The organism is Xanthobacter variabilis (assembly GCF_043831965.2).
GTDB lineage: Bacteria > Pseudomonadota > Alphaproteobacteria > Rhizobiales > Xanthobacteraceae > Xanthobacter.
The window spans coordinates 3,279,625-3,293,164 of the sequence record NZ_CM195533.1; the positions used below are offsets into that span (position 1 = coordinate 3,279,625).

Here is a 13,540-nt window from a genome sequence, read left to right on the forward strand (position 1 = left end):
ATTATGAACTTATGTCGTCCAGCCATATCAAAAACGATCCGCGATGCCTTCTTGCAACAGCTGCGAGGCCCGGAACGGCAACGGTTTGGCGAACATCGCGGCCCAGTTTTGCCCGCCACCCGACACATGGGTGCAATGCAGCCCTGCATCCGCGACCGACGATAATACCGCCGCGATGACATGCATCCGCCGACATCGCCGCGTTTCCGTCGTCTGGAGCCGGTCGAAGTTGCGGCGGGCTCCACTCTTGTCTTGCACTGCGATGGCACATGGTGATCCACTTGAAAGATGGATCGCGACACTTCTCCATTCCCGTCCGACCTGGTGCAGTTGCATCCGGGCCTTGGTCTGCTGCGCTTCGCCGCCCTGCTCTCCGACGGCGCGGAGGCGGACGACGAGACCCTCGACGCGATGTTCGAACAGATGGAGATCGGGGCGTTGGACCGCTTGCCCCCGGTCGAGATCTGGAGCGAGCTGGAGCGCGGCCTGATGGGCGCGAAACCCTCGGCCATGCTGCGTGCGCTGCGGGCCTGCGGCGTGCTCGAGATTATCCTGCCGGAGCTGGATGCCCTGTTCGGCGTACCGCAGATCGCCGACGACCCCGGCGAGGTCGATCTTGGCGAGCTGCTTCTGCGCTCCCTGGACGAAGCGGCCTCCGTTAACGCACCGCTTGAAGTCCGCTTCGCGCTGCTGGTCATGAATGCCGGCAAGTCCGATTCTCCCAAAGAGCACCTGCCCGCCCACTACCGGCACATTGAGCGCGGCGCACCGCGCGTTGCCGCCATGGCTAAGCGCTTCGGCGTTTCCGAAAGCTGCCGCGACCTTGCAATGCTGGCGCTGAAGGAGTGCGAGCGCGTGCACCGCACCTCTGCCGTGCGCGCCGGACCGATCGCCGCCATGCTCGCGCGCATCGACGCCTTCGACAACCCGACGCGTTTCTCCCGCCTTATGAGCGTGGCGCGCTGTGACTATTACGGCCACGGCGGACGCAGTGAGCCCGAGTATCCCAAAGCCCGGATTCTCGAAAAGGCACTGGCGAGTTGCGCGCCGCTCTCCCCCGAAAGCTTTGAGACGCCAGAGGAACTGATGACCGCCCGCGCTGGTGCGATCGCCCGAGCCTTCCGCTCCGAGCGCTGGTCCGACGACGACTGAACCGAAACTACAACTGTGCCCCCACCTCCTCGCCGATTAGAACATATTGCGAACAAGGAACAAAGCAAGTACATAAGGGGGGATCTCATTTCCCCTTGCGCCAGCACTGGAGCGCGGCGATGACTCAGGCGACACTCCGACTCGTCGAAGGTTCTTCCATGGACAAGACCAAAGCTCTCGATGCCGCGCTTTCTCAGATCGAGCGCCACTTCGGCAAAGGCTCGATTATGCGCCTGGGCAAAGGCGGCAAAGCGCTGGAAATTGAGAGCATTCCCACGGGTTCGCTGGGCCTCGACATCGCGCTTGGCATTGGCGGCCTTCCGAAGGGCCGCGTTGTCGAAATCTTCGGCCCGGAATCGTCCGGTAAGACCACCCTCGCCCTTCACGTGATCGCCGAATCCCAAAAGCGCGGCGGCACGTGCGCCTTCATCGACGCCGAGCATGCTCTCGACCCGGTCTACGCGCGCAAGCTGGGTGTCAACCTGGACGACCTCCTGATCTCCCAGCCCGATGCCGGCGAGCAGGCGCTCGAGATCGCCGATACCCTGGTGCGTTCTGGGGCCATCGACGTCCTGGTGGTGGATTCTGTAGCAGCCCTCACGCCGCGCGCGGAGCTTGAGGGTGAGATGGGCGACAACCAGCCCGGCATGCAGGCCCGGCTCATGAGCCAGGCTCTGCGCAAGCTCACCGCGTCGATCTCCAAGTCCAACACCATGGTCATCTTCATCAACCAGATTCGCATGAAGATTGGCGTGATGTACGGTTCGCCCGAAACCACCACGGGCGGTAACGCGCTGAAGTTCTATGCTTCCGTGCGGCTCGACATTCGCCGCTTCGGTTCGATCAAGGAGCGTGACGAAGTCGTGGGCAACCAAACCCGCGTGAAGGTGGTGAAAAATAAGCTCGCGCCACCATTCAAGCAGGTTGAGTTCGACATCATGTACGGCGAAGGCGTCTCCAAGATGGGCGAATTGCTCGATCTCGGCGTGCGTGCCGGCGTGGTGGAAAAATCAGGCGCGTGGTTCTCCTACGACAGTCAGCGCCTCGGCCAGGGTCGAGAGAACGCCAAGACCTTCCTGCGTCAGAATTCCGAGGTGGCTGGCCGGATCGAAGCGGCAATCCGCCAAAATGCGGGGCTGATCGCGGAACAAATTCTCGTCGGCACTCCGGAGGAGAATGCCGATGGCGAAGAGCCAGCGGAGGGCTGACCTTACCGCGGGCCCGCCCGCGGGCTGCGGAGAGTTCAAGGGTTTCTGGACAAGCGCCGGGCTCGCCGGTAAACGAACCCGGTTCCGTTTCGCTCGTGTGACGCCTGCATAGGCGGTGAGCGCGGAGCCGGGCGACAGCGCGAGCGCTTCGTTCGAGGTGATCATCGCCGGCTGCGTCTCGCGCGTCCGGCTCTTAAAGGTAGTGGCCGGCACATGAGCGGCGTCAACGAGATTCGGTCGACTTTCATCGACTACTTCGTCAAGCACGGGCACGAGGCGGTTTCCTCATCCCCGCTGGTGCCGCACAACGACCCCACCCTGATGTTCACCAATGCGGGGATGGTGCAGTTCAAGAACGTCTTCACCGGAATGGAGAAGCGCGCTTACTCGCGCGCTGTGACCGCGCAGAAATGCGTGCGCGCCGGCGGAAAGCACAACGATCTTGATAATGTCGGCTACACAGCCCGGCATCATACCTTCTTCGAAATGCTCGGCAATTTCTCGTTCGGCGACTATTTCAAGGATCGCGCGATCGAGCTTGCATGGAATCTGGTCACCGGTTCGTTCGACCTGCCGAAGGATCGCCTGCTCGTCACAGTCTATAGCGAGGACGAAGAGGCCTACAATCTTTGGAAGAAGATCGCAGGCCTGTCCGACGACAAGATCATTCGTATTTCAACAAGCGACAATTTCTGGTCCATGGGCGATACCGGTCCATGCGGGCCCTGCTCCGAGATCTTCTTCGATCACGGGCCGCACATTCCCGGTGGCCCTCCCGGCTCGCCCGACGAGGACGGGGATCGCTTTATCGAGATCTGGAACCTCGTGTTCATGCAATACGAGCAGCTCCCCGGTGGCGAGCGGCTGGTGCTGCCCCGTCCGTCCATCGACACGGGTATGGGACTGGAACGCATCTCCGCCGTCCTCCAGGGAACGCATGACAATTACGAAACCGACCTGATGCGCGCCTTGATCGCGGAGGTCGCGGAGCTCACGAACGTCGATCCCGATGGGCCGCAGAAGGCAAGCCACCGTGTTATCGCGGATCATCTGCGCGCCTCGGTGTTTTTGACGGCAGACGGCGTGCTTCCCTCCAATGAGGGCCGCGGATACGTCCTGCGTCGCATCATGCGCCGCGCTATGCGCCATGCTCAGCTTCTGGGCGCGCGCGACCCGCTGATGCACCGTCTGGTTCCCGCCCTCGTGCGCGAGATGGGGCGGGCTTACCCGGAGATCGTGCGGGCCGAAGCGCTGGCCAGCGAGACACTCCTGCTCGAGGAAACCCGCTTCCGCCGGACGCTTGAGCGGGGTCTCTCGATTCTCGAGGAAGAGAGCGCGGGCCTTGTCCAGGGTGCAAGCTTCCCCGGTGAGGTGGCCTTCAAGCTCTATGACACCTACGGCTTCCCCCTCGATCTGACGCAGGACGCGTTGAGGGCCCGCGGCATCTCGGTGGACCTTAGCGCTTTTGACGCGGCGATGGCCCGCCAAAAGGCCGAAGCCCGCGCCAATTGGGCTGGGTCCGGTGAGGCGGCGACAGACAATGTCTGGTTCCAGATCCGCGACAGGGTCGGTGCCACCGAATTCCTTGGCTATGAGACGGAAAAGGCTGAGGGTGCTGTCGTCGCTTTACTGAAGGATGGCGGGGAGGTTGAGAGCCTGCAAGCCGGTTCTCGCGGGCTAGTCGTGCTGAACCAAACGCCATTCTACGCCGAATCCGGTGGCCAGATGGGCGACACGGGCGTGTGGAGCGGCGAAGGCGGCGTGGCCGTGCGGGTGCTTTCCACTCAGAAGAAACTCGGCGACCTGTTCGTCCATGAGGTTGAGGTCACTGCGGGTGAGCTGAAGAACGGTGCCGCGCTGGTGCTCGAAGTGGACCATGCCCGACGCTCCGCATTGCGGGCGAACCATTCGGCCACTCACCTGCTGCATGAGGCGCTTCGGCGCGTGCTTGGCGAGCATGTGGCTCAGAAGGGCTCGCTGGTGGCGCCGGATCGGCTGCGCTTCGATTTTTCTCACCCCAAGCCGCTTTCCCCGAGCGAGCTCGCAGAGGTCGAGGACATCACCAACAGGTTCGTGCTGCGCAATGAGCCCGTTGAAACGCGCGTCATGGCAGTGGACGACGCCATTGCGTCGGGTGCGCGCGCGCTGTTCGGCGAGAAGTACGGTGATGAAGTCCGGGTGGTGTCCATGGGCACCGACGCTGGAAACGGCTCCCCTTATTCCATTGAGCTTTGCGGTGGGACGCATGTGCGGCGGACGGGCGATATCGGCATCGTTTCCGTTGTTGCGGAAACTGCTGTCGCTTCTGGTGTGCGGCGCATCGAGGCGCTGACGGCCGATGCCGCTCGCCACCACCTCAATATTGCGAATACCGCCCTGCAGGGTGCGGCGTCGATCCTCAAAGCGCCTGTGGCGGAGGTCGAGGCGCGGCTTGCGGCTCTGGTTGAGGATCGACGCAAGCTTGAGCGCGAATTGACCGATGCGCGCAAGAAGTTGGCGATGGCCGGCGGAGGCGAGGATCAGGGGCCGCGGGTCATTGAGGTCAACGGCACGAAGTATCTTGCGATTGCGATTTCCGGCGCGGATGCCAAGGATCTGAAGGCGATCGCCGATGAAGGGAAGAGCAAGATCGGGTCCGGTGTCGTTGCGGTGGCAAACAGCGCCGCAGACGGAAAGGCGTCCCTTGTGGTCGGTGTGACGGCGGATCTCGTCGGTCGGTTCGATGCGGTGGCGCTGGTTCGACGCGGCGCCGAAGCTCTGGGCGGCAAGGGCGGCGGTGGGCGGCCGGACATGGCCCAGGCGGGCGGTCCGGACGGTGGGAAATGCGAAGCGGCTCTCGCGGCGATCGAGGCAGCGCTCGCCGGCTGAAAGTGCGGCGTGGGTCCATTATGGTGGGCGCGCTCGGCCTCGTTGGTGAACCCGGCTGCGGGCGAGCGCGCGTCCAGAAAGACATCAGCGCGGCGGAGGTGCCAGGTGCGCTTCGTTGAGCAGCGGTCTCGCGACCGGCGCCGATCCGCCGACCTCTCGCCATCACCCCGGTGATGGCGATTGGATGGCTCTTCGCAAGTCGCGATTTCGCTGTGGGGCGACTGGCGCCACACATATTAATGCAACTCCTGAAGTGTTTTGAGTGAGGAGAAGCGGCTGTGGGTGACGCCTTCCTCAAGGACGGGTTCGTTTATCTCCTGGCAGCCGGTATTTTGGTGCCGCTCTTTCACCGCGCGCGCATTGGCGCGGTCGTGGGCTTCATTCTCATCGGTGCCGTGCTGGGGCCGCACGGGCTCGGGAGCTGGGCGGCGGACGTACCCTGGCTGCGCTTCGTCACCATTTCAAACCCAGAGCGGGCCGCACCGTTTGGTGAGCTCGGGGTCATCTTCCTCCTATTTCTGCTTGGTCTCGAATTCTCAGCAAGCCGCCTGTGGGCGCTTCGGCGGGAAGTGTTCGGTATCGGCGGCCTGCAGGTGCTGTTCTGCGGCGCGGCGCTGGCGTCCGCGGTTGGACTGTCGGGATTTGTTGAGTCAGATGTTGCGTTGGTGCTGGGCTTCGCGCTCGCACTGTCGTCCACCGCCGTGGTTACTCAGATCCTCATTGAGGAACATCGGTCATTAGCGCCGCTCGGGCAGCTCGTCATTGCCGTGCTCCTCTTTCAGGATCTGATGGTGGTCCCCATCCTGCTCGCCACTGAATTGATCGCCGACGGCGGAAGCGTTCTGCTCCTTGCGGTCACGGCCATGGCCAAGGCGTTGGGTGCGGTCGCGGTCATTCTCGTGGCCGGCAGGTTCGTGATGGCGCCGCTGGTGAGTATCGCCGGCAGCACCAGGTCCCGCGAGCTCATCATGGCGATCACCCTGGTCGTTGTCGTTGGAACTGCTGCCTTCACGCGCGCGGCGGGACTTTCCGGCGCACTTGGGGCGTTTCTTGCGGGCATGCTGCTGTCGGAAACCGCCTATCGGCACCAGATTGAGGTGGATCTCGAACCGTTCAAGGGCCTGCTGATTGGCGTGTTCTTCGTAACGGTCGGCATGAGCGTGAATTTTCGCGCGGTTCTGCCACATCTTCACCTCGTACTCGCGGGCACTGTCGCGCTGCTTGTGATCAAGACGGTGTTCAATTTCGCGGCTGCACGCGTCATGCGTGTAGGGCAGGCCGAAGCGGCGGAGGCTGCAATTTTGCTGGCGCAGACGGGCGAGTTTGCCTTGGTCGTGCTGGGCCTGATGGTGGCGAAAGGCGTTCTGGGCAGCGCCGATGCCGGTATCGTCATCGCAGTGGTCGGGCTCGGACTTGCAGCGACCCCCGTGCTTTCGGGCCTGGGGCACAAGCTGGGCCTGAAGCTGGAAGTGCGGGCACACGACCATCTCGCCGTGCCCACGCTGGATGCGCCCCGTGGGCATGTCATTATCGGCGGCTTTGGCCGAGTGGGGGGAATGGTGGCGGAGGCGTTGGAGCGGGAAAAGGTTCCGTTCGTCGCCGTCGACAGCAATCCGCGGCGCGTTGCCATCGAGCGGGCCAGCGGCCGGCCGGTCTATTTTGGCGATGCCGGCCGTGAGGAGATTCTGGAGCGGCTGGGCGCGGACGGCGCCATCGCCTTCGTTCTGACACTTGATTCGCCCACAGCAGCGGAGCGGATGGCGGAGGTGATCCATCGCCGCTGGGGCAATGTCCCCGTTCTTGCTCGGGCGAAAGACGCCGATCATGCCTGCCGGCTGGCCGGTCACGGGGTTTCCGGCGTCATTCCCGAGACGGTGGAAGGCAGCCTGCAGCTTGTGGCGCAGCTTCTTGGCACCTTGGGCATGCCCCCGGATGCAGTGGCGACCCGCACGGCCGAGGCGCGGGCGAGAGAGGCTGAGCGTTTCGGATGCCGACCCACTTGAAGTCATTACAGGCGAGGACTTTCGCTCGTAATCCGCGGTGCGGGTCTCTGCCCCGCCCGGCTCAAAGCCTCAGGGCGCCGGTCCGGGCCTCCGCGGGGAACGATCTGCGATGAGCCTGGAACAAATTCGCCAGCGCACCTTCGATATCCTGGAGCGCGACATGCCCGGCGACGTCGCCGCGGATGTAGTGCACTTCTTCCTCATCTTGCTGGTGCTGGTCAGCGTCATCGGTGCGGTGCTTGGAACGGTGCCGTCCTTTGAACTGCACGAAAAGTGGTGGTTCAACTTCGGCGAATTTTGCGCGCTCATCGTCTTTTCAATTGAGTATCTGGTGCGCATTTGGGTCGCGCCGGAACATCCGCTGCGCCGGCAGCTGCCCGCGTGGCGCGCACGCCTCAACTATCTGGCGACACCAGCGGCGATCATCGATCTGCTCGCGGTCGCGCCGGTTCTGGTGGCGGAATTTGCCCCGATGGACACGCAGGCGCTCCTCGTCCTGCGGTTGCTGCGGTTTCTCAAGCTGGCCCGGTATTCGTCGGGCTTCAATGCACTCTATCTGGCCGTGAAACGCGAGCGCTACGCCCTGCTTGCGTGCCTTGTGCTGCTGTGGACCGGCGTGCTGCTCGCGGCAACTGCCATGTACCTCGTCGAGCGCAACGTGCAGCCGGACAAGTTCGGCTCCATTCCGGAATCCATGTGGTGGGCCATCACGACACTCACCACGGTTGGGTATGGAGATACAGTTCCGATCACCACAATCGGCCGCATGATCGGTGCGGTGACCATGGTTACCGGCCTCATCATGCTGGCCTTGCCCATCGCCATCGTGGCCAGCTCCTTCTCGGACGTCATCTCGAAACATAATTTCGTGGTGACGTTCTCCATGCTCTCACGCCTGCCTCCGTTTTCGGACCTGGATGCGCGCGTTCTTGGCGACCTGTTGCCGCTCTTCAATTCCCGCAGCTTCGATCGCGGGCGCCAGGTTGTTCGGCCCGGCGAGCGGGCGCGCCACCTGTTCGTGGTGCTGGAAGGCGAGCTGGAATCCACCGGTGGCGAACGAACGGTGCGGCTAGGCGCTGGCGACGTTTTCGGCATCTCGCCGGGAACGGATGGCAGTGCGCAGCCGGTGCGGGCGCTGACCAAGAGCAAGCTCCTCGCCATCGAGGAAGAAGAGCTGAACATGCTCACCCTGCGCTACCCGGATATCAGCCGCCGCCTGACGGAAATGGCCGGGCACCCCACGGGGGGTATCTATGCGCGCCGGCCGAGGCGCCTGGTGCCCCACCCCCGCAAACGCCCGACAAGCTGAGCTCCGCGCGTCTTTCGACCGCGCGCCGCACCGCGGCAATCACGCGGATCGCCAGTGCCGCGACCCGAGAACTCTCGCCGCGGCCGCTCGAGGGCGACACTGCCAAACAAAAGAAAACGCCGGCTCGAGGGAGCCGGCGTTCGATGCGCGCATCACGGAACTGATCCGCGAAGAATGCCTCAGGCAAGCGCCTTGGACAGGTTCTCGGAGATCTTGTCCAGGAAGCCGGTGGTGGAGAGCCACTTCTGGTCGGCACCGACCAGAAGCGCCAGGTCCTTGGTCATGAAACCGGACTCGACGGTGTCCACACACACCTTCTCCAGGGTCTTGGAGAAGGCGGCCAGCTCCTCATTGCCATCGAGCTTGGCGCGGTGGGCAAGGCCACGGGTCCAGGCGAAGATGGAGGCGATGGAGTTAGTGGAGGTCTCCTTGCCCTTCTGGTGCTCGCGATAGTGGCGGGTCACGGTGCCATGGGCGGCCTCGGCCTCCACGGTCTTGCCATCGGGGGTCATGAGCACGGAGGTCATGAGGCCGAGCGAGCCGAAGCCCTGGGCCACGATGTCAGACTGCACGTCGCCGTCATAGTTCTTGCAGGCCCACACATAGCCGCCGGACCACTTGAGGGCCGAGGCCACCATGTCGTCGATGAGGCGATGCTCATAGGTGAGGCCACGCTTGGTGAACTCTTCCTTGAACTCGGCGTCGTAGATCTCCTGGAAGATATCCTTGAAGCGGCCGTCATAGGCCTTCAGGATGGTGTTCTTCGTGGAGAGATAGACCGGATAGTTGCGCATCAGGCCGTAGTTCAGCGATGCGCGGGCGAAGTCACGGATCGACTCGTCCACGTTGTACATGGACATGGCGACGCCGGCGCCCGGGAACTTGTAGACTTCCTTCTCGATCTTCGTGCCGTCTTCACCCACGAAGGAGATGGTCAGCGTGCCCTTGCCCGGCACCTTGAAGTCGGTCGCGCGATACTGGTCGCCGAACGCATGGCGGCCCACCACGATGGGCTGGGTCCAGCCGGGCACGAGGCGCGGCACGTTCTTGCAGATGATCGGCTCGCGGAAGATCACGCCGCCGAGGATGTTGCGGATGGTGCCGTTGGGCGACTTCCACATTTCCTTCAGGTTGAATTCCTTCACCCGGGCTTCGTCCGGGGTGATGGTGGCGCACTTGACGCCCACGCCGTGCTTCTTGATAGCGTTGGCCGCGTCGATGGTCACCTGGTCGTTGGTGGCGTCGCGGTTCTCGACAGACAGGTCGTAATACTCGAGGTCGATGTCGAGATAGGGGTGGATCAGCTTGTCCTTGATGTACTGCCAGATGATCCGGGTCATCTCGTCGCCGTCGAGTTCGACGACCGGATTAGCCACCTTGATCTTCGCCATGTGGACGACCTTTCGGGGGTGCTCTGCGCGTGGATGGAATTCGTCTCAGAAGTCGCCTCGGGGTCCTGGGTCCGGGTCCTCGTCTCGCGTATTCGCGCGCGGTTCGGGCCCGCCTGCCCTTTGGCAATCCTCCCAGGGCGCCGCTATAGCACCGGCGTGCCACCTAGCGAAAGCGCCAATGCCCCCGCCTTTCGCATGAATTGCATGACAATGTGTACAAACTCGATGCAGCCGGCCGCCCATGAAAATAACGCCGGCGGAGAAAGATAATGCCAGGTTCCGGAACGGACAGTACCAAGCCCTGGATCGCCGGTGGACCGGTGGTGATCCTGGTTGAGCCCCAGCTCGGCGAGAATATCGGCTCGGCCGCGCGCGCCATGGGCAATTTCGGCCTCGCCCGGCTGCGTATCGTCAACCCCCGCGAAGGCTGGCCCAATGAGAAGTCGCGGGTGTTCAGCGCCGGGGCCGATCGCATTCTGGAGGCAGCCGAGGTTTTCCCCGACCTGCGTTCCGCCCTCGTGGGGGTTCGCTATGCGTTTGCCGCCACGGCGCGCGAGCGCGGCATGGCGAAGCCCGTGATGGGCGCCGACGCCGCGGCGCAGGAAACCGCCCAGCACCTTTCCGCCGGAGAGGACGTGGCGCTGGTGTTCGGCCGCGAGCGCACCGGGCTCTATACGGAGGAGGTATCGCTATGCGATGCCATTCTCACGCTGCCGGTCAACCCCGCCTTCGCCTCCCTCAACCTTGCCACCTGCGTCGCCGTCGCGAGCTATGAATGGTTCAAGGTCGCCAGCGCGGGCGCCCTGCCCTTCGCCGCGCCGGACAAGTCGCCGCTGGCGGATAAGCAGGACCTTTTCGCTTTCTTCGATCACCTGGAAGGCGCGCTGGAAGAGGCGGGCTTCTTCCGTTCGCCAGAAAAGCGCCCCTCCACCACCCGGAACATCCGCAACATCTTTCATCGCCTCGGCCTCACCCGGCAGGATCTGGCGACGCTGCACGGGGCCGTCACCTCGCTGGTGGAGGGCCGCGCTGGACGCGAGGCGCGCAAGGCCGCCCACGAAGCCGCCGCCGCCGAACGGCGCGCCGAAAAGGGCAAAACCGCACCCAGCCCGACGGACGATTGAGGGTCCACGTCCACCACGCGGCGTCATCCACAGGCGATCTCGGGCGGCACCGGCGCCCCCCGCCGCGGCGGCGGCGAACGCGACAAGCCAGCAATGGCAGCGGTTTGCGCAGAGCAAGAGCGGGCCTCCGTCCCGCTCCGTCCACAGGAAGAGGCCAACGGCATGGCTGCTATGACGTTTTTTTGGCAGCCTGCCCTTTCCTTCCCGACAGGGGGTTGCTACATACGCCTCACCGAACGACGACGCCGCTGGCGAACGACTTCGGACTTGACGCGGGGTGGAGCAGCCCGGTAGCTCGTCAGGCTCATAACCTGAAGGTCGCAGGTTCAAATCCTGCCCCCGCAACCAAAGACAAAACCCTCCGTGCGATATTCGCCGGAGGGTTTTGTCGTTTATGGCCGTGCAGCGCTGGGTCGCCTGCGCTGTCGCGACCTCTTCGCGGTGAATCGCAGGGATTCCCCCATCTCCGCCGGGGCCAGATCCGCCATCGGAGCCGATCGCCAAAAATCCAAGCTGCCGCCTCGCACCCCTTGGCGTGTCACCGAGACTGCGTCGGCTCTCCATGTGAATCACCCAGAGTGCAAAATGTTCGTTCCCTGAAACCGTGTGCCAACATTGGCCATGCGGCGGTCTTGGGGGCACGGCAGAGGACTGTCCGCCGTGCCCCACCACAAGACAGCCATTACCCAGCTGCGCCACCTGGGGCGTGACCATGCCGCGTGGGGCTAGGTCTGCTGTAGATCCAGCAGCTTTTTGAGGAGGCGGGAAAGCAGCTCCTGCTCTTCCAGCGTCAGCCCTGCGACAATGGCGTGCTGGTTGGCCACATGCGCATCAACAGCCGTTTCGATCAGCGCAAGCCCATCCGCCGTGAGCGCGACAAGAGTCCCGCGTCGATCGGCCGGGTTGGGCTTGCGGGCCACCAAGCCGGCTTTCTCCAGCCGATCGATCCGGTTCGTCATGCTTCCGGACGAGATCATGGCAGCCTCGTAGAGCTCCGTCGGCGTCAGGGCGTAAGGGGAGCCGCTGCGCCGCAAGGTGGCCAGAACGTCGAATTCCCCCGGCTGCAGGCCGAACTCGGCAAATGCCGGATTAAGCCGGTCCCGCGACACCACCAGCGCCGCCTCGGCCAAACGCCCCAACAGAATCATCGGCCCAGTATCCAGGTCAGGTCGCTCTCGCGCCCATTGCTCTGCCGCGACCACAGCTCGGTCCATTACGCCACCTATCTTGACGTCAAGATATTATATCTTTACGTCAAGATATATGCGAAGCGCCGCCTTGCGGCAAGCGAGGTGGAGGATGCGAGTCATGTCCATATTTTCAGGCCGCTATCTATTCACGGCCGCGATCCTCCTGGTGGGCATCAATCTACGTCCGACCATGGCGGCGATCGGCCCGCTGCTCGACATCATTCAACGGGACACCGGGCTTTCCGACACCACCGCCAGCCTTCTCACCACCGTGCCCGTCGCGCTCATGGGTGCCTGCCTTCTCGCCTCAAGCCGCCTGAGGGCCTTTGTGGGGGAACGGTCCGGCATTGCGTTGGGTCTCATTCTCATCCTCCTGAGCGACTTGGCTCGCTGGGGAGTGCCAAGCGCGGGGATGCTGCTGCTGACGGCGGTGTTCAGCGGCATCGGCATCGCGATCGTGCAGGCCCTCCTGCCGATCGTCATTCGGCATCGCGCCGGCGGCCGGGCGGCCGGGCTGATGGGGGTCTATTCAACGGCGATCATGGGCGGAGCCTTCCTTTCGGGGACGGCGAGTCCCTGGATCGCGCAAGCCTATGGCTGGCCCGCGGCGCTGGGCATCTGGGCCCTTCCCGCGCTGGTCGGCGGGCTCGTCTGGTGGAGCGCGACGAGCGCCCCTGACGTGGTTCCGCGCCCTGTCCGGCACCACGCCTTCGCCCGGGTGCCCCGGGCCTGGCGATTGCTGGCCTTCTTCGGGCTGGGGACCGGCGCCTATACGCTTGTGCTCGCCTGGCTCCCGCCGTTCTACACGGGCCTTGGCTGGTCGGAGCAAGCCGCCGGCATGATGCTGGGCATTGTCACCCTCGCCGAAGTGATCGCCGGCCTGGGGGTCTCCTTCTGGGTCAGTCGCTCCGTTGACCGTCGCCCCCCCATATTCACCGCGATCGCGGCCCTGTTTTTCGGCCTGCTGGGCTTTGCGACTTCCCCGCTGCTTGTCGCCTGGCCATCGGCGCTCCTCGCGGGGCTGGGCATCGGTGCGCTATTTCCGCTTGGGCTGATCGTGGCGATGGACCATGGCGAAGGGGCAAGCGACGCCGGCGCAATCGCGGCCTTTGTCCAGGGAGGCGGCTATATGGTTGCCGCCGTCCTTCCGCTGGTCGCCGGGCTCCTGCGCCAGAGCCTGTCAGACCTCACGCCCGCGTGGTGGCTGATGGCCGCCCTGTGCGTGGTTCTGTGGGCCCTCGCCGCCCGCTTTCGTCCGGGCGAGCACATCACATTCCCGAAGTGACTGGAAGGAG

General features: G+C 64.1%; 10 protein-coding genes and 1 tRNA gene. 8 read left to right on the forward strand and 3 right to left on the reverse strand.

Annotated features, from left to right (window positions below; translation table 11 throughout):
• Nucleotides 1-27 precede the first annotated feature (27 nt).
• Nucleotides 28-186 carry a hypothetical protein gene (locus V5F26_RS14305; RefSeq protein WP_394946247.1) on the reverse strand — a complete coding sequence of 53 codons (159 nt, stop codon included), beginning with the start codon at nucleotides 184-186 and terminating at the stop codon, nucleotides 28-30.
• Nucleotides 187-288: 102 nt separating this feature from the next.
• On the opposite strand from V5F26_RS14305, the gene V5F26_RS14310 reads away from it, so the two are divergent.
• The 5 genes from V5F26_RS14310 to V5F26_RS14330 all read left to right on the forward strand — a co-directional run bounded on the left by V5F26_RS14310 (nucleotide 289) and on the right by V5F26_RS14330 (nucleotide 8,540).
• Entirely contained in the window at nucleotides 289-1,152 is an 864-nt protein-coding gene (locus V5F26_RS14310) for a tRNA nucleotidyltransferase/poly(A) polymerase-related protein (RefSeq protein WP_394946248.1), read from the forward strand.
• 119 nt (nucleotides 1,153-1,271) lie between these two features.
• Nucleotides 1,272-2,360 carry a recombinase RecA gene (recA, locus tag V5F26_RS14315; RefSeq protein ID WP_234050400.1) on the forward strand — a complete coding sequence of 363 codons (1,089 nt, stop codon included), beginning with the start codon at nucleotides 1,272-1,274 and terminating at the stop codon, nucleotides 2,358-2,360.
• A gap of 213 nt (nucleotides 2,361-2,573) precedes the next feature.
• Nucleotides 2,574-5,228, forward strand: coding sequence for an alanine--tRNA ligase (alaS, locus tag V5F26_RS14320; protein WP_394946249.1), 2,655 nt, complete (start codon nucleotides 2,574-2,576; stop codon nucleotides 5,226-5,228).
• Between the two features lie 278 nt (nucleotides 5,229-5,506).
• Nucleotides 5,507-7,231, forward strand: a complete 1,725-nt coding sequence (locus V5F26_RS14325; RefSeq protein ID WP_234050402.1) for a cation:proton antiporter domain-containing protein — start codon at nucleotides 5,507-5,509, stop codon at nucleotides 7,229-7,231.
• A gap of 160 nt (nucleotides 7,232-7,391) precedes the next feature.
• Entirely contained in the window at nucleotides 7,392-8,540 is a 1,149-nt protein-coding gene (locus tag V5F26_RS14330; RefSeq protein WP_394946250.1) for a cyclic nucleotide-gated ion channel, read from the forward strand.
• A 179-nt stretch (nucleotides 8,541-8,719) separates the two neighbouring features.
• On the opposite strand, the gene V5F26_RS14335 is transcribed toward V5F26_RS14330, so the two are convergent.
• Nucleotides 8,720-9,931 carry an NADP-dependent isocitrate dehydrogenase gene (locus V5F26_RS14335; protein ID WP_234050404.1) on the reverse strand — a complete coding sequence of 404 codons (1,212 nt, stop codon included), beginning with the start codon at nucleotides 9,929-9,931 and terminating at the stop codon, nucleotides 8,720-8,722.
• A gap of 269 nt (nucleotides 9,932-10,200) precedes the next feature.
• Between V5F26_RS14335 and V5F26_RS14340 the strand changes: the two genes are divergently transcribed.
• Complete coding sequence (locus V5F26_RS14340; protein WP_394056839.1) at nucleotides 10,201-11,055, forward strand: RNA methyltransferase; 855 nt, start codon at nucleotides 10,201-10,203, stop codon at nucleotides 11,053-11,055.
• Nucleotides 11,056-11,326: 271 nt separating this feature from the next.
• Nucleotides 11,327-11,403 (forward strand) — tRNA-Met (locus V5F26_RS14345).
• Nucleotides 11,404-11,780: 377 nt separating this feature from the next.
• Here V5F26_RS14345 and V5F26_RS14350 read toward each other — a convergent pair.
• On the reverse strand, nucleotides 11,781-12,269 hold the full coding sequence (locus V5F26_RS14350) for a MarR family winged helix-turn-helix transcriptional regulator (protein ID WP_234050406.1): 489 nt from the start codon (nucleotides 12,267-12,269) through the stop codon (nucleotides 11,781-11,783).
• 94 nt (nucleotides 12,270-12,363) lie between these two features.
• Here V5F26_RS14350 and V5F26_RS14355 point away from each other — a divergent pair, with 94 nt between their 5' ends.
• On the forward strand, nucleotides 12,364-13,530 hold the full coding sequence (locus V5F26_RS14355) for an MFS transporter (RefSeq protein WP_394946251.1): 1,167 nt from the start codon (nucleotides 12,364-12,366) through the stop codon (nucleotides 13,528-13,530).
• Nucleotides 13,531-13,540: the final 10 nt, after the last annotated feature.

Coding starts and splice junctions, on each gene's coding strand:
- V5F26_RS14305 (WP_394946247.1), bottom strand. CDS start 186: ATGCATGTCATCGCGGCGGTATTATCGTCGGTCGCGGATGCAGGGCTG.
- V5F26_RS14310 (WP_394946248.1), top strand. CDS start 289: ATGGATCGCGACACTTCTCCATTCCCGTCCGACCTGGTGCAGTTGCAT.
- recA (WP_234050400.1), top strand. CDS start 1,272: ATGACTCAGGCGACACTCCGACTCGTCGAAGGTTCTTCCATGGACAAG.
- alaS (WP_394946249.1), top strand. CDS start 2,574: ATGAGCGGCGTCAACGAGATTCGGTCGACTTTCATCGACTACTTCGTC.
- V5F26_RS14330 (WP_394946250.1), top strand. CDS start 7,392: ATGCCCGGCGACGTCGCCGCGGATGTAGTGCACTTCTTCCTCATCTTG.
- V5F26_RS14335 (WP_234050404.1), bottom strand. CDS start 9,931: ATGGCGAAGATCAAGGTGGCTAATCCGGTCGTCGAACTCGACGGCGAC.
- V5F26_RS14340 (WP_394056839.1), top strand. CDS start 10,201: ATGCCAGGTTCCGGAACGGACAGTACCAAGCCCTGGATCGCCGGTGGA.
- V5F26_RS14350 (WP_234050406.1), bottom strand. CDS start 12,269: ATGGACCGAGCTGTGGTCGCGGCAGAGCAATGGGCGCGAGAGCGACCT.
- V5F26_RS14355 (WP_394946251.1), top strand. CDS start 12,364: ATGTCCATATTTTCAGGCCGCTATCTATTCACGGCCGCGATCCTCCTG.